Origin of the sequence: Cyanobium sp. NS01, from assembly GCF_014280235.1 — a bacterium.
Lineage (GTDB): Bacteria > Cyanobacteriota > Cyanobacteriia > PCC-6307 > Cyanobiaceae > NIES-981.
In genome coordinates, this window is sequence record NZ_CP047940.1 from 370,931 (window position 1) to 390,016 (window position 19,086).

A 19,086-nucleotide genomic window follows, 5' to 3' on the forward strand; every position below is an offset into this window, starting at 1 on the left:
TGGCCGGGATGTGCATCTGCGTGAACTGCCGCTGGGTCGACCGCTGTCAGGCCTACCACGCGGTGGAGCGGCAGCACGGTGTGCTCCACCTCAGCGCCGAGCCCGACTTCCGCCCCTCCCAGCCCCGCATCCACGTGCAGGTGCTCGACCTGGCGGCCGGGGGTGTGGGCGTGGAGTGGGACGTGCGGGCCTGCGACTCCTTCGCGGCCGATCCCGGCCGCTGGCAGCGCCTGCGCCCCGGGGAGGCCTGCCCCCGATGAGCTGGCTCCTGGCCCTGCACAGCTCCAGCCCGGTGCTTGGCGTCGGCCTCCGCAGCCTTGAGGACGACATCCCTGACCAGGTGCGGCAGTTCCCCCTGGGCCGGGATCTCTCCGGCGCCCTGCTCGAGAGCGTCGAGTCGCTGCTGCCTGCCCAGTCCTGGCCAGCCCTGGCGCGGCTGGCCGTGGCCACGGGGCCGGGCGGCTTCACCGGCACCCGGCTCACGGTGGTGCTGGCCCGCACCCTCGCCCAGCAGCTGGAGATTCCCCTCGATGGCGTGGGCAGCTTTCTGTTGGTGGCCCGGCGCCTGCACCTGGCCGGGCCCACCTGGCTGAGCCAGGCGTTGCCGCGCCGGGGCGTCGTGGCCGGTGTCTATGGTCCCTGCCCCGAAGCCCTGGGGGGCATGGCGCAACGGCGTCAGCCCCGGCTCTATGAGGACAGCGAGGCCCTGCGCGCTGCGGAGCCCGATCTGCCGGTGTTGGCGGCGGAGGTGGATGTGGAGCGCGACGTGGTGCAGCTGCTTGAGCTGAGCGCCGAGGCCCACGCCGCTGCTGTGCCGGCGCCCTGGCAGCCGGTGCTGCCGCTCTACCCCACCGCTCCGGTGCCGCTCTGATGGCCCCTGCCTCCCGCCGGCAGCAGCGGCCCCGGCGCCGTCGCCGTGGCGGCAAGCGCTGGCTGCTGCTGGCCCTGGCAGCCGCGCTGGCGATGCTCTCCCGGGGCTGGTGGTGGCCGACGCCGCCACCGGCCCAGATGATCCTGGTGCTCGGCGGTGATGTGGAGCGGGAGCGCCATGCGGCCGAGATCGCTGCCGAGCAGGGGCTTCCCGTGGTGGTGAGCGGCGGCAGCAATCCCGAATTCGCTCAGTGGCTCTTCGAGGAGCGGCAGGGTCTGCAGCCCGGCCAGGTGAAGCTCGACTACCGCGCCAACGACACCCTCACCAACTTCACCTCCCTGGTGGACGACCTGCGCCGGGCCCGCATCCGCCATGCCCTGCTGGTGACCAGCCAGGACCACATGGATCGCGCTCTGCTCGTGGGCCGCATCGTGGCCGGCAGCAGGGGCATCCACCTCACGCCTGAACCGGTGGACTGCGCCGACCTCTGCAGCCCCGAGAGCCGCCAGAAGATCTGGGGTGATGGCCTGCGGGCGGCGCTGTGGGTGATCAGCGGCCGCGATCTCAGGAGCTGGGCGGCAGAGCGGCTGAGTCTGGAGCTCCGCTGAGGCGGTTCCGGCCGATCAGCCCCTGGTCGAGCAGGGCATTGATCTGCTCCTGGCAGGCGCGGGTGGCGGCGTCCAGATCGGGCCGACGGCGGGAGCCGGGCGGGGGAATCGGCGTGCCGATGCGGATGTGGATCGGCACCAGCCGGATGCCGGAGCCGCCAGGGCCCAGGGCCCGGTGGCTGTTGAGGATCGCCACCGGCAGCAGGGCTGCGCCGCTGCGGGCGGCCAGCAGGGCAGCCCCCGCCAGGGGGGTGTTGACCCGGCCGTCGCTCTGGCGGGTGCCATCGAGAAACACGCCGGTGGCCCAGCCCTCCTCTAGGCGGTCGGTGGCGGTGCGGATCGCCTCGCGGTCGCTGGCGCCCCGGGCCACGGGATAGGCCCCGCAGGCCCGGATGATCGCCCCCAGCAGTGGCACCTGGAACAGCTCGGCCTTGGCCATGAAGGCCACGGGCCGGCCCAGGGCATGGCCCAGCAGGGGCGGATCGAGGTGGGAGCCGTGGTTGGCCACCACCACCAGAGCCCCCTCGTTGGGCACATGGCCGTTGCCCGCGGTGCGCCCCCGGAACAGCAGGCGGTAGATCGGAAACACCAGCAGATAGCTGATCAGCCGATACACCAGGCTGGGTCTGGGGGTGCGGATCAGGGCCGGTGGTTCGCTGCGCTTGCGGCGTCGCAGCACCCGCTTCACGGCGTTGACCGACCGGCTGCCCGGGCGCAGTCCGGAGCGGCTCACAGACCCAGGTCGGCAGTGCCGGCGATCTGGGCGGTGCTGATGCCGGGGCAGCTGCGCTTCAGCAGGCCACTGAGCACCGCCCCTGGGCCGATCTCCACGGCCGTGGTGATGCCGGCCGCCTCACACTGGGCCATGGTCTCGCGCCAGCGCACGCCCGTGGTCATCTGCTGCCCCAGCCTGGCTTTGAGCGCTTCAGCGCGGGTTTCAGGGGTGGGGTCCGTGTTGCTGAGCACGGGCACGCTGGCATCGGCGAAGGGCACGTTCTCGAGCTGGCGGGCAAAGGCCTCGGCGGCCTCCGCCATGAACGGTGAGTGGAAGGCTCCGCTCACCGCCAGGGGCACGGCGCGCCGGCAGTGCAGCGCCTCGCTCACCTGCGCCACGGCCTCGGGCGTTCCCGAGAGCACCACCTGGGCGCTGCTGTTGTCGTTGGCGATCACCACCTCCGGGTTGGCGGCCACCAGCTCCTCCAGCAGCGCGCGCTCGAATCCCATCACCGCCGTCATGGCCCCACCGCCGCCTGCGGCCATCAGGCTGCTGCGGCTGCGCATCAGCTCCAGGCCGGTGGTCACGTCGAACACCCCGGCGGCGTAGAGCGCCACCAGCTCACCGAGGCTGTGCCCTGCCACCAGATCGGCCTGCCGGCCCTGGGCCCGCAGGCCATCCACCAGCAGGCTCTCCACAACGAACAGGGCCGGCTGGGTGTTGCGCGTGTCGTTGAGGTCGCAGAGCTCGCCCTCGGCCTCACCGGCGCAGATGGCCAGCAGGTCGCGGCCGAGCAGCGCCGAGGCCTGGTCGAAACGCTGCCGCGCCCCGGGCAGCTCCAGCAGGCCTGCGGCCATGCCCAGCTTCTGCGAACCCTGGCCGGGAAACACCCAGGCAATTCCCATCCCGCTGCCCCTGATCACAACGCCAGAGGCTACGGCCAGACCCCACCCACAGCCTCAGGCCTCCGGGCTGGTGGCGGCCCGGGGACCAGACCAGCGCAGCAGGGCGGCTCCCCAGCTCAGGCCCGCTCCGAAGCCACTGCTGCCCAGCAGCTGGCCCGGTTGCACCCGGCCATCGCGCACCGCTTCATCCAGCATCAGCGGGATGGTGGCGGCCGAGGTGTTGCCATAGGCGGCGAGATTGCTCAGCACCCGCTCCCGCGGCACGGCGAAGCGCTCCGCCACGGCATCGAGGATGCGCTGGTTGGCCTGGTGCAGCAGCAGCCAGTCCAGCTCGGCCGGCGCCGTACCCGTGCTCTCCAGCAGCTCGGCGAGGATCGCGGGCACTTCCCGCACGGCGAACTTGTAGACCTCCTGGCCGTTCATCCGGATGGCGGCGAACCCACCCCGCTGGCTGGTGAGCCCGTCCAGCAGGGGCTGTTGCTCGTCGGTCTGGGCCAGGGTGAGGCAGGCGTTGCGGGAGCCGTCGGAGCGCATCCGGAAGCCCAGCAGACCCGTGGCTTCAGGCGCACAGGCTTCCACAGCCACGGCGCCGGCGCCGTCGCCGAACAGCACGCAGGTGCCCCGATCGTCCCAGTCCACCCAGCGACTCAGCTGGTCGGCGCCGATCACCAGGGCCCGGCGCACGGACCCGGCGGCGATGTACTGCCCCGCGGTGATCAGGGCGAACAGAAAGCCGCTGCAGGCCGCCGTCAGATCGAAAGCCACCGCGTTCACCGCGCCCAGTTGCCCCTGCACCAGAGGGGCCGTGCCGAACAGGTCGTCGGGGCTGGAGGTGGCCAGCAGGATCAGATCGAGATCCTCAGCCCGCCAGCCGGCATGGGCCAGGGCGGCCGCGGCGGCCTGGGTCGCCAGGGCTGTGAGCGGCTCGCCTGGTCCCGCCACCCGGCGGGCTCCGATGCCGGTGCGGGAGCGGATCCAACCATCGCTGGTGTCGACGCGCCGGCTCAGATCCTCGTTGCTGACGCTGGCACTGGGAACCCCACTGCCGCAGCCCACCAGGGCCATGCCGGTGGCGGCCCTGCCCTGGGTTTCTGCCTGGGAGAGCGAAACGCCGAGAGCCAAGGGCGGGCGACCCACAAGTGGGCTCAGTCAACCACAGGCCACAGCGCCGCTTTCCTGGCTGAGGGCGTGCAGATTCTCCATCACGCCGTGGTTGGCGGCCGAGTGGGCCAGCCGCAGGGCACTCAGCACCGAGAGGGCCTTGCTGCTGCCATGGCCGATCACGCACACGCCGTCCACGCCGAGCAGCAGAGCGCCGCCGTGTTCGGCGTGGTCGAGGCGCTTCTTGATGCGGCGCAGGTTGTTGATCAGGAAGGCCGAGCCCACCTTGCCGCGGCGCCCTCGGGGCAGCTCCACCTTGATCACGTCCAGCAGCACGCTGCCGACGCTCTCCAGAAACTTGAGCAGCACGTTGCCGGTGAAGCCATCGCACACCACCACATCGAAGGCGCCGGAGAGAATGTCGCGGCCTTCGCAGTTGCCGGCAAAGCGGAAGCGGGGTTCGGAACTCAGCAGCCCGTGGCTGCGCAGACAGAGCTCATTGCCCTTGCACGACTCCTCGCCGATGTTCACCAGGCCGATGCGCGGATGGGCCACCTGCAGCACGTCCCGGCTGTAGATGTTGCCGAGCAGGGCGAACTGCAGCAGCCACTCGGGTTTGCAGTCCATGTTGGCGCCCACATCCAGCACAAGCACCTGCTGCTCGGGGTCCTTGGTGGGGAACAGGGCACCGATGGCGGGCCTGTCGATGCCCTTGAGCCGGCCCAGCCGAAAGATCGCGGCGGCCATCACGGCGCCCGAGTTGCCGGCCGAGTACACCGCTGTGGCCTGGCCCTGCTTCACCAGGTCCATGGCCATGTTGATGCTGGCATCGCGCTTGCGGCGCACCACGGTGGCCTCCTCGTGCATGCCCACCGAAGGGCCACTGGGCACCAGCTCGATCAGCCCGGCGCTGATGGCCTCCTGGAGGCGGTCGTGCAGTCCGAGCTCGGCTGCAGCCGCGTGCAGCAGGGTGGTTTCGGCCACGAAGCGAACGCGCAGCGGCAGGCGCTCCACGGCCTGCAGGCAGCCCTCCAGGATCGGCCCCGGGGCGTGGTCGCCGCCCATGCCGTCCACGGCCACCCAGAGCCGGTCGGCGTCGTTGATGGGCACGTCCTCATCGGGCCCGCCCAGACCCCGTTGCAGGCGCCGCAGCGGGTCCACCACCAGCGGTTGCAGCACGGTGTTGGCGGCACTGCTGGCCACGCCGGCCACGCTGCCCGCCCCGGACACCGCCGTGCTGGCGGCGGTGCTGGCGGTGCCGACCAGGGAGGTCACAGCGGCATTGCGGCGATACCAGATCACCAGGCGGCGGATCGCCCGCCGCTGTTTGGTGCGCTTTTCAGGCTCCTTCGGAGGCAACGGGATCGACGATGCGTTGGAACAGGTAGCCGGTGCCCCGCGCCGTGAGGATCAGCTCGGGGTTGGCCGGATCATCCTCCAGTTTGGAGCGCAGCCGGGAGATGTGGACATCCACTACCCTGGTGTCCACGTGACGCTCAGGGGTGTAACCCCATACCTCCTTGAGAATCTCGCCGCGGCTGAAGGGCTCGCCGCTGCGGCTCACCAGCAGTTCCAGCAGGCTGAACTCCATGCCGGTGAGGCGGATCCGTTCATCGCCGCGGTACACCTGGCGCTTGTTGGTGTCGATGCGCAGGTCGCCCACGCCGATCACCCCCGAGTTGGGGATGCCGGCCACCTGTTCCTTCTCCACCCGGCGCAGCACGCAGCGGATGCGGGCCTCCAGCTCCTTGGGGCTGAAGGGCTTCACCACGTAGTCGTCGGCGCCCAGTTCCAGGCCTGTGATCCGGTCGGCCACGTCGCCGAGGGCGGTGAGCATCACGATCGGCACGTCGGATTCCTTGCGCAGCTCCTGGCACACCCCGTAGCCATCCAGCCGAGGCATCATCACGTCGAGCACCACCAGGTCGGGGGGCTGCTCCCGGAAGCGCTCAAGGGCCTCCAGCCCGTCGGCGGCGGTCACCACCTCGTAGCCGATCATCGACAGCCGGGTCTCAAGGATCCGGCGGATACTGGCCTCGTCATCGACGACCAGGATCGTCTCTTTCTCTCGAACTGGACTGGTGGGTGACGCCGTCATCTCCTCCGTTCGGCCTGTACATCAGATCGCCCTACTGAAAAGGCCAGAGGGGCTCTTATTTCATGCAAAGCCACCTTTCTTCATAGTCCCCGCCCGCCAGCCCTTGGCCAAGCCCCTCTCCATCTACGTCTGCAGCAGCTGTGGGGCCCAGTCGCGCCAGTTCTTCGGGCGCTGCAACGCCTGTGGCAGCTGGAACACCCTGGTGGAGCAGGCCGGCTCCAGCGACAACCGTCGCCTGAGGGCCACCCCCGCTGTCCCCGGGGCCGCCTCCGCGGTACGCCCGCGGCGGTCCCAGTCGATCCAGGCCGCCGGCGATCAGCCGCTGCAGCGGCTGGCCAGCGGCTATGGCGAGCTGGACCGGGTGCTGGGCGGCGGCCTGGTGCCGGGCTCCCTGGTGCTGCTGGGCGGGGATCCCGGCATCGGCAAGAGCACGCTGCTGCTGCAGAGCGCCCGCGCGATGGCCGAGCAGGCCTCAGTGCTCTACGTGAGCGCCGAGGAGTCGGCCCAGCAGGTGAAGCTGCGCTGGCGCCGCCTGGCGGTGCCAGCGCAGGCCGCTGAGGCCGATGTGCAGCTGCTCGCCGAGACCGATCTCGAACTGGTGCTGCAGGAGCTGGAGGCCCTGCGTCCTGCCGTGGCGATCATCGACAGCATCCAGGCCCTGCACGACGCCCAGCTCGCCAGTGCTCCGGGTTCGGTGGCCCAGGTGCGCGAGTGCGCCGCTGCCCTGGCCCGCATCGCCAAGCGCCAGGACACGGCCGTGCTGCTGGTGGGCCACGTGACCAAGGAGGGCATGCTGGCCGGCCCCAAGGTGCTCGAGCACCTGGTGGATGCGGTGCTCACCTTCGAGGGCGACCGCTTCGCCAGCCATCGGCTGCTGCGGGCCGTGAAGAACCGCTTCGGGGCCACCCACGAGCTCGGCGTGTTCGAGATGCGCGATCAGGGGCTGGCGGAGGTGAGCAATCCCAGTGAGCTGTTCCTGGGGGGGGCGGAGCCCAGCAGCGGCAGCGCCACGATCGTGGCCTGTGAGGGCACCAGGCCCCTGCTGGTGGAGCTGCAGGCGCTGGTGAGCGGCACCAGCTACGCCAGCCCCCGCCGCAGCGCCACGGGCATCGCCGTGAACCGCCTGCACCAGATCCTGGCCGTGCTGGAGAAGCATCTGGGCCTGCCGCTGTCGCGCTTCGACTGCTACCTGGCCGTGGCCGGAGGGCTGGAGGTGGAGGAGCCCGCCGCGGATCTGGGCGTGGCGGCGGCGGTGGTGGCCAGCTACCGCGATCTGGTGCTGCCGCCGGGCACGGTGCTGGTGGGCGAGCTGGGGCTGGGGGGGCAGCTGCGGACCGTGGGCCAGCTGGAGCTGCGGTTGCAGGAGGCGGAGCGGCTGGGGTTTGCCCGGGCCGTGGTGCCCCGGGCCAGCGGCCTGGCCGGATCGGCCCGGGTGGCGGGGCTGCAGGTGCTGGAGGCGGGCACCGTGGCGGAGGCTCTGGTGGCGGCCCTGGGGGTCAGCCTGGAGGAGGACGAGCCCGGTTGAAAGCAGGGGCAGGCCCTCGCGGTGTACCTCAGAAGTAGACGTCCACGCTGCCGCGGCCGCTGGTTTTCAACCAGTTCTGAGCCTCGATGTAGTTGTTGGGGGCCATGCGGATCGCCTTGGCCCAGCACTCGGCGGCCAGGTCGTAGCAGCGGTCTGACTCATCCGCATCGCCCTTCTCCTCGGCGATCGAGCCCAGGTGGTGGTGGATCACCGCCATGTTGTTGAGCACCTGGGGCATCTTGCTGTTGAGGTCCAGCGCCTGGCCATAGAAGTCGAGCGCCTTCTGGTGCTCACCGTTGGAGGCGAACACGAGGGCCATGTTGTAGAGGATGAAGGCCTTGTCGTTGGGGTCGTCCTCCAGGATGAGGGCCTCCTCGTAGTTCTCGAGGGCCTCGGCGTACTCCCCATCGGCCTGGGCGCTCATGCCGTCGCGGTAGTACGCGAAGGCCTCCTTGGCGCGGCGGTTCGTGGGCAGCACCTTGAGGATCAGGTCGGCCATCACCGTGAAGCTCTTGTCGATGAAGTTGTCGTTGCGTTGGGAGCGGGGCACCGGCGGGTCAGCGAGCTTCGAGTGGCTCCATCCTGGCCGATCTGGCGGCGGCGGATCGGCCAGGCCCGATCGTGCGGCCTAGCCTGATCCCAGTTGTCTGCACCGGGTCTGGCTGCGCCCCTGCCTCCACTGTCGCCCGAGCCCCTCTTGCTGGAGATCGAAGGCATGAAGTGCGGCGGCTGCGTGCGGGCGGTGGAACGGCGTCTGCTGGCCCAGCCCGAGGTGCGTCACGCCAGCGTCAGCCTGCTCACCCGCACCGCCTGGGTGGATCTCGAGCCCAGCCCGGCCAGCGCCCGAGGCCCCCAGGCCAGCGTGTCCGGGCTGCAGGAGGCCCTGGCGGCCCTGGGTTTCGAGGCCCGGCTCCGGGAGGGTTCTGGCCAGGACCTCTCGCTGGCCGGCCGCAGGCAGCAGCAGGGCTGGTGGAGCCGCTGGCGGCAGCTGCTGGCGGCCCTGGGGCTGCTGCTGCTGTCAGCACTCGGCCATCTGGCTCCCCAGCCCGGCTCCTATTGGCCCCATGCCGTGGTGGCCAGCCTGGCTCTGGCCGGACCAGGCCGCGGCATCCTCATCGCCGGATCCCGCTCCGCCCTGGCCGGGCTGCCCTCGATGGACACCCTCGTGGGCCTCGGCGTGATCAGTGCCTACCTGGCCAGCCTGGTGGGCCTGCTCTGGCCGTCCACTGGCCTGCCCTGCTTCTTCAACGAGCCTGTGATGCTGCTGGGCTTTGTGCTGCTCGGCCGCTTTCTGGAGGAGCGGGCCCGCTACCGCACCGGTGAGGCCCTCCAGCAACTGGCGGCGCTTCAGCCCGATACGGCCCTGCTGGTGATCGATGACGGTCCGGCGCGACAGGTCCGTGTCGGGGGCCTGCGCCCCGGCGACCGCATCCGCCTGCTGCCGGGGGATCGACTGCCCGTCGATGCCACGGTGCTCGAGGGCGAGTCGTCCCTGGATGTGTCCGGGCTCACGGGCGAGCCCCTCCCCCAGATGGTGCAGCCAGGGGCCGAGCTGGGGGCTGGCTGCCTGAACCTGCAGGGGCCACTGCTGCTGGAGGTGCGCCGCCCGGGATCCGAGAGCGCCGTGGCCCGGATCGTTCAGCTGGTGGAGCGGGCGATGGCCCGCAAGGCTCCGATCCAGGCGCTGGCCGATCGGGTGGCGGGCCGCTTCACCCTGGTGGTGCTGGCCCTGGCCCTGGCCACGTTCCTGTTCTGGTGGCAGTGGGGCACCGAGCTCTGGCCCCAGGTGCTGCAGCCCGCCGGCGCGCAGGGCGCCATCCACGCTGTCCACGGTCCCCACGGCCTGCTGGGCGCGGGGGCCAGCACACCCTTTTCGCTGGCCCTGGAGCTCGCCATCGCCGTGCTGGTGGTGGCTTGTCCCTGCGCTCTGGGCCTGGCCACCCCCACGGCCATCGCCGTGGGCACGGGGGTGGCTGCCCGGCGGGGCCTGCTCTTCCGCGGTGGCGATGCGATCGAAACCGCCTCGCGGCTGCGCACGATTCTCTTCGACAAGACCGGCACCCTCACCCGCGGTCGCCCCCTGGTGAGTGCTGTGCTGGCGCTGGCTCCGGAGCTCCCCGCGCCCGGGCTCCAGGCCGGGTCCGATACGCCGCTGGCCGCCGCAGACCAGCTGCTGCAGTGGGCGGCCAGCCTCGAGGCCAGCACCCGTCACCCCCTCGCCTTTGCGCTGCTGCAGCAGGCCGAGAGGCGCCAGTTGCCCCTGCTTCCGCTGCAGAGCGCAGCCACCTGTGCCGGCTCCGGCGTGGAGGGGGTGATCGCAGGCGTGCGCTTCCGGCTCGGGCGGCTTGACTGGGTGCTGCCAGGAGCCAGCCAGCCCAGCCTTGCCGAGGCCAGCCAGCGCCGCGACCAGCTAGAGCGGCAGGGGGCCAGCGTGCTGGCCCTGGCCAGTGGTCAGAGCCTGCTGGGATTGATCGCGGTTGAGGACCCCTGCAGGCCGGAGGCCGCCTCGGTGCTGGCGGCCCTGCGGCAGCGAGGCCTGCGCCTGGGCCTGTTGAGCGGGGATCGGGCCGAACCGGTGCGACGCCTGGGCGCCAGCCTCGGCCTGGCCCCTCAGGAGCTGGCCTGGCAGCAGACCCCTGAACAGAAACTGGCCGCCATCGAGGCCCTGCAGGCCAGCGGCGGCCCGGTGGCGATGGTGGGGGACGGCATCAATGACGCCCCGGCCCTGGCGGCCGCCGACCTGGGGGTGGCCGTGGGCACAGGCACCAGCGTGGCTCAGGACACGGCGGCCCTGGTGCTGCTGGGGGAGCGGCTCGATGGCATACCGCAGGCCCTGGAGCTGGCCGAACGCACCATGGCCAAGGTGCGCCAGAACCTCTGCTGGGCCTTTGGCTACAACTTGATTGTGCTGCCGATCGCCGCCGGTGTGCTGTTGCCGAGCCGGGGGCTGCTGCTGAACCCTCCCCTGGCGGCCCTGCTGATGGCCCTGAGCTCGATCACGGTGGTGCTGAATGCCCTCCGACTGCAGGCCTGTGCTCCCCCAGGCCTCCCCTCCGAGGCCGTTGGCCCTGAGGCTGCTGGCCCTGAGGCCGTGGCCGTACCGGGGCCGCAGCTGGAGCGTCCGGCCCCATCGACCCCATGAGCGGCCCAGGCCGCTTCGTGGTGCTGGAGGGCATCGATGGCTGCGGCAAGAGCACCCAGCTGCAGGCCCTGGCGGGCTGGCTGGAGGGGGAGGGGCGCGGTTGTCTGCCCGAGGGCCGCAGCCTGCAGGTCACCCGCGAACCGGGCGGCACGCCCCTGGGTCAGGCCCTGCGCCAGCTGCTGCTGCATCCCCCCGGTGAGGCTTCTCCGGTGAGCACGGCGGAGCTGCTGCTCTACGCGGCCGATCGGGCCCAGCACGTGGAGCAGACGATCAGACCGGCCCTGGCCGCTGGCGACTGGGTGCTCAGCGATCGTTTCAGCGCCTCCACGGCCGCCTACCAGGGCCATGGCCGCGGCCTGGACCTGGCCCTGATCACGGCGCTGGAGCGGGTGGCCACCGGCGGCCTGCGGCCCGATCTCACCCTCTGGCTCGATCTGCCCCTGGCGGAGTCGCTGCGGCGCCGGGGGCCACGGCCTGCCGATCGGATCGAGGCGGAGGGTCCCCTGTTCCTGGAGCGGGTGGCCCGGGGCTTTGCCGAGCAGGCGCGTCAGCCGGGCTGGCGGCGCATCGATGCCGCGGCCCCGCCCCAGCTGGTCACAGAGGCCTGCTGCCAGGCCCTGCGGGAGCTGGCCACCCCGCCATGAACCACTCGACCGCCACCACCAAGACCAGCCTGTTCGCCGATGTGCAGGGCCAGGAGCGGGCGGTGGCCCTGCTGGAGGCCGCCCTGGGCCGTGGCCATCTGGCGCCGGCCTACCTGTTCAGTGGGCCCGAAGGGGTGGGCAGGGGCCTGGTGGCGCGGCGCTTTCTGGAGGGCATGATCGCCGGGCCCGAAGGGGCCGCCGGCGTGCGCCGCCGCCTGGAGGCCGGCAATCATCCCGACCTGCTCTGGGTGGAGCCCACTTACCTCGACAAGGGCCAGCTGGTGCCGGCGTCCCAGGCCCTGGAGCGGGGCGTCAGCCGCCGCCAGCCGCCCCAGCTGCGCCTGGAGCAGATCAGGGACCTCTCCCGCTTCCTGGCCCGCTCTCCCGTGGAGGCCCCGGGCTGCATGGTGGTGCTCAGCTGTGCCGAGGCGATGGCCGAGGCCGCGGCCAATGCCCTGCTCAAGACCCTGGAGGAACCAGGCCGGGGCCGCCTGGTGCTGCTCAGTGCCGCGCCGGAGCAGCTGCTCAGCACGATCCGCTCGCGCTGCCAGCAGATCCGCTTCGCTCGCCTGGATGCAGCGGGCCTGGCCAGGGTGCTGGCGGCTGAACCCGAGCCCCCAAGACCCGACTCGGCGGAACTGCTGGAGCTGGCGGCCGGATCGCCGGGGGCCCTGCTGGCCCACCGGCTGCAGTGGCAGGCCCTGCCGCCGGGGCTGACGGAACGCCTGGCGGCGCTGCCCCACCGCGCCGATCCGCTCGAAGCCCTGGGGCTGGCCAGGGATCTGAGCGAGGCCCTCGACACTGACCAGCAACTCTGGCTGCTGCAGTGGTGGCAGCTGCTGTTGTGGCGCCAGCGGCATCAGTCCTGGCCTGTGCAGCGCCTGGAACAGCTGAGACGGCAGCTGGTGGGCCATGTGCAGCCCCGCCTGGCCTGGGAAGTGGCCCTGCTCGAGCTGGCGGACGCTGGATGAGGGCCTGGGGGCCTAGCTGGCCTGGACGGCCGCCCGCGACTGCTCCACCAAGGGCGTGAGCTGGGCCAGCTGGTCGTCGTTGGGCAGCTCCAGGCAGTAGCCGGCCCCGTACACCGTCTTGATGAAGCGCGGCTTGCGGGGGTCGGGTTCCAGCTTGGTGCGCAGGTGGCGCACGTGCACACGGATGGTCTCGATGTCGTCGTCGGGCTCATAGCCCCACGCCTCCTTGAGAATCAGGGAGGGCGACACCGTCTGGCCGTGCCGCTGCAGCAGGCAGTGCAGCAGCTCGAACTCCAGATGGGTCAGGCGCACGGCCTGGTCAAACCAGATGGCCTCGAACCGCTCCGGCACCAGGGTGATGGGGCCGTAGCTGAGGATCTCGTTGTGCTTGGTGGAGAGGGGCGCGTTCTCGCTGCGGCGCAGCAGCGCCTTCACCCGCACGGTGAGCTCCTCGAGATCGAAGGGCTTGGTGAGGTAGTCGTCGGCGCCGGAGTTGAAGCCGCTTACCTTGTCCTTGGTGTCCGCCAGGGCGGTGAGCATCAGGATCGGGATACGGGCCGTGCGCTCGTCGCGGCGCAGCCGCTGGCACAGGGTGAGGCCATCCACCTTGGGCAGCATCAGGTCGAGCAGCACCAGATCCGGGGCGTACTGCAGCGCCAGGGCCTGGCCCTTGATGCCGTCTTCAGCCTTCTGCACATCGAAGCCGCCGTGCTCAAGGTGTCCGGCTACCAGGTCGCGCATGTCGCCGTCGTCCTCGATCAGCAGGATGCAGGGCTTCATGGCTGATGAAAGGCGAAGCAGGGAACAACGGGAGCTGTGATCGCCTTTGGGCCTGGGCCTGGCGGCTCAGAACAGGTCGGCGGCGGCTTCATTGTCCTCGCTGGATTCGTGGATGGGGCGATCAGCCGCTGGCGGCCCCACCCTTCACGCCGGGGCTATCTGGGTCGTTTCCAGTGCAGGCCTGGGTTCTGGGCCACGATTGGGCCCAGTCAGGATCGCTTTCTTCAGGATTTCTTAGGAAATCTTCGTTGTAACCCCGGCAGTTGTCTGGCATGCAGGGCGAAACGGTGGTCTCCACAGAGGCTCACGGCTCGACAACAGGCGAGTCGTTCAGGCGTGGGCGAGCGGCCACCCCAGTTGGCTGAGTCAAGCTCCCCGGGCGGGATTCGAACCTGCGACCAATCGGTTAACAGCCGACCGCTCTACCACTGAGCTACCGAGGAAGGCGAACCACCAGGGTTCGGCCGGCGTCACCGGCCCAGAGACCTTACCCCTCGGGCTTACCGCCCTGCAAGGGGCTGCCCAGCCGCTGCGCCAGCTCGTTGCCTGGCTGCCAGGGGCCTGCGTGGCCGCCCTCCATCAAGGCGGCGCCGTCGCAGTAGCGCAGTTCCTCAAGCCGATGGGTGATCCACAGGGCCGTCAGGCCGCGCCGGGCGTCCTCTGTGAGTCGGCGGATCAGCCCCAGCACCTCCTGCTGGCTGTCGGGATCGAGCAGGGCGGTGGGCTCATCGAGCAGCAGCAGGTTGGCGCCGCTGGCCAGGGCCGCCGCGATCGCCAGGCGCTGCTTCTGGCCGCCACTGAGGGTGTGAATCGGCCGCGCCGCCAGGCCTGGCAGCCCCACGGCCCCAAGCACCTGCTGGAGCCTGGCCTCCCGCTCGGAGCGCTGCAGCCCAGGATCGATCGACAGCAGCAGCTCACTGCCACAGCTCGGCAGCAGCAACTGGTGATCGGGGTTCTGGAACACCAGGGCTGGACGCGCCAGGCTGGTGATGGCCCCGGAACGGGGTTCGAGCAGGCCGGCGATCAGCCGCAGCAGGGTGCTCTTGCCACTGCCGTTGCTGCCCACCAGCATCCACAGGCCGGGCCGGGGAATCTGCAGGGCGCAGTGCCGCAGCGCGGCCTGGCCATTGGGCCAGGAAAAGCTGAGGCGCTCCACCGTGAGCGGCGGCGCCTGGGCTGAAAGCAGGGCTTCAGACATGGCAGCCCTGGGGCAGGCAAGCGAGCATGGCGCTCTGTTCAGCCCTCGAAGCTGAAGCCCGGACGCTTGCCGCTGCTGGCGCTGGCCGACTTCTCATAGACCTGAACCGCCACCACCTCGCTGGTCAGCAGGCTCACCTTCTTGTCAGGTTCCTTCTCGCAGGTGAGCTCCAGAATCCTGGGTCCATGGCCTTCAAGGCTCTGGCGCACCGTGTCGTAGAGGCTCTGGGCATCGGCGAGGTCCTTGCGCTGCACCGCAACGGGCATGGGGCTGAGCTTGATGGAGAGCTCGACGACGTACATGGCTGATGGGGCACTGTCGACCACTCTGGCCTGTGGCGGCGGGAGGCGCGGCCGAGTGGAGCACCTGAGGGAAGGGGGCTAGGTGGTTGTACCCAAAACCTGCCCCCGTGAGGCGCAGTTCGGGTCTCCGCCCCTTAGGATTCTGTTGTAACGCTTCATGAAGCACGCTTCTCATGACGATCGCTGCAGGACGCTTGCCGCAGCGGGGATGGTTCGACGTCCTCGATGACTGGCTCAAGCGCGACCGCTTTGTCTTTGTTGGGTGGTCTGGTCTGCTCCTGTTCCCCACGGCCTACCTGGCTCTGGGCGGCTGGCTCACCGGCACCACCTTCGCCACCTCCTGGTACACCCACGGGATTGCCAGCTCCTATCTCGAGGGCTGCAACTTCCTCACCGCCGCCGTCAGCACCCCCGCTGACGCCATGGGCCACAGCCTGCTGCTGCTCTGGGGCCCTGAGGCCCAGGGCGACTTCGTGCGCTGGGTGCAGCTCGGCGGCCTCTGGCCGTTCGTGGCCCTGCACGGTGCCTTCTCCCTGATCGGCTTCATGCTGCGTCAGTTCGAGATCGCCCGCCTGGTGGGCATCCGCCCCTACAACGCCATCGCCTTCTCGGGCCCGATCGCGGTGTTCGTCAGTGTCTTCCTGATGTACCCCCTGGGCCAGAGCAGCTGGTTCTTTGCACCCAGCTTCGGCGTGGCCGCCATCTTCCGCTTCCTGCTGTTCCTGCAGGGCTTCCACAACTGGACCCTCAACCCCTTCCACATGATGGGTGTGGCCGGGATCCTGGGCGGTGCCCTGCTCTGTGCCATCCACGGCGCCACGGTGGAGAACACCCTGTTCGAGGACGGGGAGCAGTCGAACACCTTCAAGGCGTTCGAGCCCACCCAGGAAGAGGAGACCTACTCGATGGTGACGGCCAACCGCTTCTGGAGCCAGATCTTCGGGATCGCCTTCTCCAACAAGCGCTGGCTGCACTTCTTCATGCTGTTCGTGCCGGTGATGGGTCTGTGGACCAGCAGCATCGGCATCATCGGCCTGGCGCTGAACCTGCGGGCCTACGACTTCGTGTCGCAGGAGATCCGCGCCGCTGAGGACCCCGAGTTCGAGACCTTCTACACGAAGAACATTCTTCTGAATGAAGGCATCCGCGCCTGGATGGCGCCGGCTGACCAGCCGCATGAAAACTTCGTCTTCCCTGAGGAAGTTCTGCCCCGCGGTAACGCTCTCTGAGCCTGGTCCGGCCTCGGCCGTTCCAGCAGCGTCCCTTCGGGGGCGCCTTTTTCATGGGCAACTGTTAGCGGCCAGGATCGCGAGTGCCAGCGCGGTCTCCCAGGGAGCGGCGAAAGCTCTGCTCGGCAGCCAGCTGGTTCTGGTTGGCTTCGCGCAGAAACGGCGCCAGGGCCGCCAGGCTCAGCAACCAGTGGTTGAACAGGCTCACGGGCCAGCGCAACGGCCTGGCGAAGTCCACGAACAGCACAACCCGGTAGCCCTCGGTGTCATTCCACACCTGATGGTTGTAGGTGTCGTCAAACACCAGGCAGCGGCCCTCCTCCCAGAGATGCAGCTGATCGGCGATGCGGATGCGGCAGCGCTCCCTGGGCTCGGGCACGATCAGGGCCAGATGCAGCCGCAGCACTCCCGCCCAGGCGCCGCGGTGGGGGGGGATCTGCTTGTGCGGCGAGAGAATCGAAAAGAAGGCGGTGCTGCAGTGGGGGATCTGCTCCAGCAGGGCCATGGTCTGGGGGCAGCGACGGGCGTTGTCGCGGCAATCCATGCCCACGCCCTTGAGAAAGAAGGTCTTCCACTGGTCGTCTTTCTGGATCTTGCCCACCTGGGGCAGGATCTGCTGGAAGTTGGGCATCGCCTCGCGGTGGCGCATCACCTGCTCCAGCTCCTGCCGCACGCCCAGCCACTGCCCCTCCACGGTGTCGATCCAGGCGAAGCGGCCGGCATCGAACACCGGCACGTCGCCATGGATGGAGGCCCAGCTCACCAGGCGTTCGAGGGCGTCATGCAGGCCGCGCCGCAGCCGCGCTTTGCGGGAGCGCGCCGGGAAGGTCCATTGGCGCCGGCGCCAATGGGTCCAGGGCCTTGGCCCAGGGGCTGCCGCTCCGCGTTGAGCCGGTCGTGTGTTCCCTGGGCTCGTCTGTCGCACCCGATCGTCCTGCCGCCGCATGTGCCTGCTGGGCACCCTATCGGCGGCTGCCTGAGCGGTCAGGCCGATTCCGCAGCCATGGCAGGGGGCTGAGCCCTCGTCCTCGCTATGGTTTGACCGTTCTGTCAGCAGTGCCGTGGCCGCCGGTCTTTGGACGGGGGGCCGAACACGTCGCCGGCTGGCGTCATCCCCCAAAGGAGGAGGTGCCCGTGAGTTCCAGTTGTTTCACCAAGGGTCTGCTGATCGCGGAGAACGCCGCCTGATTACGGCGCCTCAACCCTGATCAAACGGTTCCGCAGCCGCGGACCCGGCGAGAGCCCCCACCGTCCAGGTTTGCCTGGGCTGTGGGGGCATCGTTTTGGAGCCGTTCGTGGTGGGGCCATTGTGACCGCTGGCACATGGGATGGTGCCAGGGGCCGGGGGGGTGGTCACCATGGCGTTGCGGCGCATTGCGCCCATTTTGTGTGAGGATCCCATGAAACTTTTCCAGCAACTGCTGGTTGCCCCCGCGGCACTCGGACTGCTGGCCCCTGTGGCCGCCACTGCTTCTGAGCTCAACTTCGACGGCGTCGACCAGTACGCCTCCCAGGAGCAAGTCACCAGCATCTCCCAGTTCTCGGACGTGCAACCCACGGATTGGGCCTACCAGGCTCTCTCCAACCTGATCGAGCGCTACGGCTGCGTCGCCGGCTACCCCGACGGCACCTACCGCGGCCAGCGGGCCATGACCCGTTTTGAAGCCGCTGCGCTTCTGAACGCCTGCCTCGACCGCGTCACCGAAGTGACCGACGAGCTCAAGCGCCTGATGGCCGAGTTCGAGAAGGAACTCGCCATCCTCAAGGGTCGCGTGGACGGCCTCGAGGCCAAGGTGGGTGAGCTGGAGGCCAACCAGTTCTCCACCACCACCAAGCTTAAGGGCATCGCCACGATGACCCTCGGCGGCGCTGGCGAAACCGGCTTCGGCGACAACGTTACCGCGAACTACGACGTTCGCCTGATGTTCGACACCAGCTTCACCGGTAAGGACCTGCTGCGCACCACCCTGCGCGCCGGCAACTTCGGTGACTCCGTGTTCGGCAATGGCAACACGGCCCTGGAAGTGGCCTTCCAGGAAGAGAGCGGTGCTGACTCCGTCGGCATCAACCGCCTCTTCTACCAGTTCCCCGTCGGCGAGTCCGTCACCGTCACCGCCGGTGCCAAGGTCCGTCAGGACGACATGCTGGCTGTGTGGCCCAGCGCCTATCCCGCTGACACCATCCTCGACCTGTTCACCTATGCCGGTGCCCGGGCGACCTACAACCTGAACCTCGGCGCCGGTGTCGGTGCCTGGTGGCAGAAGGATGGCTTCAGCATCAGCGCCAACTTCGTCTCCAACGAGAACGCTGCTGAGAATTCCTTCGTCGGCATCGGCGAGGACTACACCGTTACCGCCCAGCTCGGCTACTCGGCCGATAACTGGGGCGCTGCTCTTGCCTACACCTACGCTGACTTCAACAGCTTCAGCAACAGCAACGTTGGCCTGAGTGCCTACTGGTCTCCCTCCGATTCCGGTTGGGTGCCTTCGATCAGCGTCGGTGGCGGTTGGTCTGATGCCCCCAGCACTGACACCTTCGGCGACACCGACAGCGACTCCTGGAGCTGGATGGTCGGCCTCCAGTGGACCGACATGTTCATCAAGGGCAACGCCCTCGGCATGGCCGTGGGTAGCGCCGGCCAGATCGGCGACGGCAAGTGCGGCACCACCGCTGCTTGCACCGGCGGCATCTGGGCCGACGGCGGAGAAGAGACCCTGGCTTACGAGCTGTGGTACAAGTTCCAGGTCACCGACAACATCAGCGTCACCCCCGCCTTCTTCTGGATCGAGAACAGCGGCGCCGACGACACCTACGGCGGTCTGATCAAGACCACCTTCAAGTTCTGATCGTCTGATCGGAACCGGGCCTGGCTCCTCACACCTTTCCAGGCCCTTCGTCCTCATTGCATTCAGGAACCACTCTTCACACCGTTGTTCCTCTGCTCTCCCCGGCCTTTGGCCGGGGTTTTTTTGGCCCGATCCACGGAGCCTGGCCTCC

The 19,086-nt window shown here is 69.6% G+C and carries 19 protein-coding genes and 1 tRNA gene; 9 read left to right on the plus strand and 11 right to left on the minus strand.

The window, feature by feature from the left end; genetic code table 11:
* Nucleotides 1–8 precede the first annotated feature (8 nt).
* Genes CyaNS01_RS01865 through CyaNS01_RS01875 form a run of 3 tightly spaced genes read left to right on the plus strand, consistent with a single transcriptional unit; the run spans nucleotide 9 to nucleotide 1,479 of the window.
* Complete coding sequence (locus tag CyaNS01_RS01865) at nucleotides 9–260, plus strand: Ycf34 family protein (RefSeq protein ID WP_186698404.1); 252 nt, start codon at nucleotides 9–11, stop codon at nucleotides 258–260.
* Nucleotides 257–871 (plus strand): tRNA (adenosine(37)-N6)-threonylcarbamoyltransferase complex dimerization subunit type 1 TsaB, encoded by a 615-nt coding sequence (gene tsaB, locus CyaNS01_RS01870; RefSeq protein ID WP_186698406.1) that lies wholly within the window; start codon nucleotides 257–259, stop codon nucleotides 869–871. Before CyaNS01_RS01865 ends, tsaB begins: the two co-directional genes overlap by 4 nt.
* Entirely contained in the window at nucleotides 871–1,479 is a 609-nt protein-coding gene (locus tag CyaNS01_RS01875) for a YdcF family protein (RefSeq protein WP_186698408.1), read from the plus strand. Before tsaB ends, CyaNS01_RS01875 begins: the two co-directional genes overlap by 1 nt.
* Here the strand turns inward: CyaNS01_RS01875 and CyaNS01_RS01880 are convergent.
* The 5 genes from CyaNS01_RS01880 to rpaB form a co-directional block, all read right to left on the minus strand.
* Entirely contained in the window at nucleotides 1,436–2,155 is a 720-nt protein-coding gene (locus CyaNS01_RS01880) for a 1-acyl-sn-glycerol-3-phosphate acyltransferase (RefSeq protein WP_186700077.1), read from the minus strand. The genes CyaNS01_RS01875 and CyaNS01_RS01880 overlap by 44 nt on opposite strands.
* 53 nt (nucleotides 2,156–2,208) lie before the next feature.
* Nucleotides 2,209–3,099, minus strand: a complete 891-nt coding sequence (fabD, locus tag CyaNS01_RS01885; RefSeq protein ID WP_186698409.1) for an ACP S-malonyltransferase — start codon at nucleotides 3,097–3,099, stop codon at nucleotides 2,209–2,211.
* 54 nt (nucleotides 3,100–3,153) lie between these two features.
* A complete protein-coding gene (locus CyaNS01_RS01890; RefSeq protein ID WP_186700079.1) occupies nucleotides 3,154–4,164 on the minus strand; it encodes a beta-ketoacyl-ACP synthase III in 1,011 nt (336 codons plus the stop codon).
* An 84-nt stretch (nucleotides 4,165–4,248) separates the two neighbouring features.
* The gene (gene plsX / locus CyaNS01_RS01895; protein WP_186698411.1) at nucleotides 4,249–5,559 is read right to left on the minus strand and encodes a phosphate acyltransferase PlsX; all 1,311 of its coding nucleotides are present in this window, start codon (nucleotides 5,557–5,559) and stop codon (nucleotides 4,249–4,251) included.
* Nucleotides 5,540–6,298, minus strand: coding sequence for a response regulator transcription factor RpaB (rpaB, locus tag CyaNS01_RS01900; protein ID WP_186698413.1), 759 nt, complete (start codon nucleotides 6,296–6,298; stop codon nucleotides 5,540–5,542). Before rpaB ends, plsX begins: the two co-directional genes overlap by 20 nt.
* 103 nt (nucleotides 6,299–6,401) lie before the next feature.
* Between rpaB and radA the strand changes: the two genes are divergently transcribed.
* A complete protein-coding gene (radA, locus tag CyaNS01_RS01905) occupies nucleotides 6,402–7,823 on the plus strand; it encodes a DNA repair protein RadA (protein ID WP_186698415.1) in 1,422 nt (473 codons plus the stop codon).
* A gap of 28 nt (nucleotides 7,824–7,851) precedes the next feature.
* On the opposite strand, the gene CyaNS01_RS01910 is transcribed toward radA, so the two are convergent.
* The gene (locus tag CyaNS01_RS01910) at nucleotides 7,852–8,373 is read right to left on the minus strand and encodes a photosystem I assembly protein Ycf3 (protein WP_186698417.1); all 522 of its coding nucleotides are present in this window, start codon (nucleotides 8,371–8,373) and stop codon (nucleotides 7,852–7,854) included.
* A gap of 93 nt (nucleotides 8,374–8,466) precedes the next feature.
* Here CyaNS01_RS01910 and CyaNS01_RS01915 point away from each other — a divergent pair, with 93 nt between their 5' ends.
* The 3 genes from CyaNS01_RS01915 to CyaNS01_RS01925 are packed head-to-tail and all read left to right on the plus strand — an operon-like array spanning nucleotide 8,467 to nucleotide 12,580.
* Entirely contained in the window at nucleotides 8,467–10,965 is a 2,499-nt protein-coding gene (locus CyaNS01_RS01915; protein ID WP_370561632.1) for a heavy metal translocating P-type ATPase, read from the plus strand.
* Nucleotides 10,962–11,609: a dTMP kinase gene (tmk, locus tag CyaNS01_RS01920; protein ID WP_186698419.1), complete on the plus strand. Its 648-nt coding sequence runs from the start codon at nucleotides 10,962–10,964 to the stop codon at nucleotides 11,607–11,609. The genes CyaNS01_RS01915 and tmk overlap by 4 nt, the downstream gene beginning before the upstream one ends.
* Nucleotides 11,606–12,580, plus strand: coding sequence for a DNA polymerase III subunit delta' (locus CyaNS01_RS01925; RefSeq protein ID WP_186698421.1), 975 nt, complete (start codon nucleotides 11,606–11,608; stop codon nucleotides 12,578–12,580). Before tmk ends, CyaNS01_RS01925 begins: the two co-directional genes overlap by 4 nt.
* Before the next feature lie 12 nt (nucleotides 12,581–12,592).
* Here CyaNS01_RS01925 and CyaNS01_RS01930 read toward each other — a convergent pair whose 3' ends face one another.
* From CyaNS01_RS01930 to CyaNS01_RS01945, 4 genes are all read right to left on the minus strand, one after another.
* Complete coding sequence (locus CyaNS01_RS01930; protein ID WP_186698423.1) at nucleotides 12,593–13,360, minus strand: response regulator transcription factor; 768 nt, start codon at nucleotides 13,358–13,360, stop codon at nucleotides 12,593–12,595.
* 371 nt (nucleotides 13,361–13,731) lie between these two features.
* Nucleotides 13,732–13,803, minus strand: a tRNA-Asn gene (locus CyaNS01_RS01935).
* A 44-nt stretch (nucleotides 13,804–13,847) separates the two neighbouring features.
* Nucleotides 13,848–14,558, minus strand: coding sequence for an ABC transporter ATP-binding protein (locus CyaNS01_RS01940; RefSeq protein WP_186698424.1), 711 nt, complete (start codon nucleotides 14,556–14,558; stop codon nucleotides 13,848–13,850).
* 38 nt (nucleotides 14,559–14,596) lie between these two features.
* Nucleotides 14,597–14,860, minus strand: a complete 264-nt coding sequence (locus CyaNS01_RS01945; RefSeq protein WP_186698426.1) for a hypothetical protein — start codon at nucleotides 14,858–14,860, stop codon at nucleotides 14,597–14,599.
* A 173-nt stretch (nucleotides 14,861–15,033) separates the two neighbouring features.
* Between CyaNS01_RS01945 and psbD the strand changes: the two genes are divergently transcribed.
* Nucleotides 15,034–16,089 (plus strand): photosystem II D2 protein (photosystem q(a) protein), encoded by a 1,056-nt coding sequence (gene psbD / locus CyaNS01_RS01950; RefSeq protein WP_186698428.1) that lies wholly within the window; start codon nucleotides 15,034–15,036, stop codon nucleotides 16,087–16,089.
* Between the two features lie 64 nt (nucleotides 16,090–16,153).
* Here the strand turns inward: psbD and CyaNS01_RS01955 are convergent, their stop codons facing one another.
* Nucleotides 16,154–16,852, minus strand: a complete 699-nt coding sequence (locus tag CyaNS01_RS01955; RefSeq protein WP_225875750.1) for an aspartyl/asparaginyl beta-hydroxylase domain-containing protein — start codon at nucleotides 16,850–16,852, stop codon at nucleotides 16,154–16,156.
* A 637-nt stretch (nucleotides 16,853–17,489) separates the two neighbouring features.
* Here CyaNS01_RS01955 and CyaNS01_RS01960 point away from each other — a divergent pair.
* Nucleotides 17,490–18,935, plus strand: a complete 1,446-nt coding sequence (locus tag CyaNS01_RS01960; protein ID WP_186698429.1) for an iron uptake porin — start codon at nucleotides 17,490–17,492, stop codon at nucleotides 18,933–18,935.
* Nucleotides 18,936–19,086: the final 151 nt, after the last annotated feature.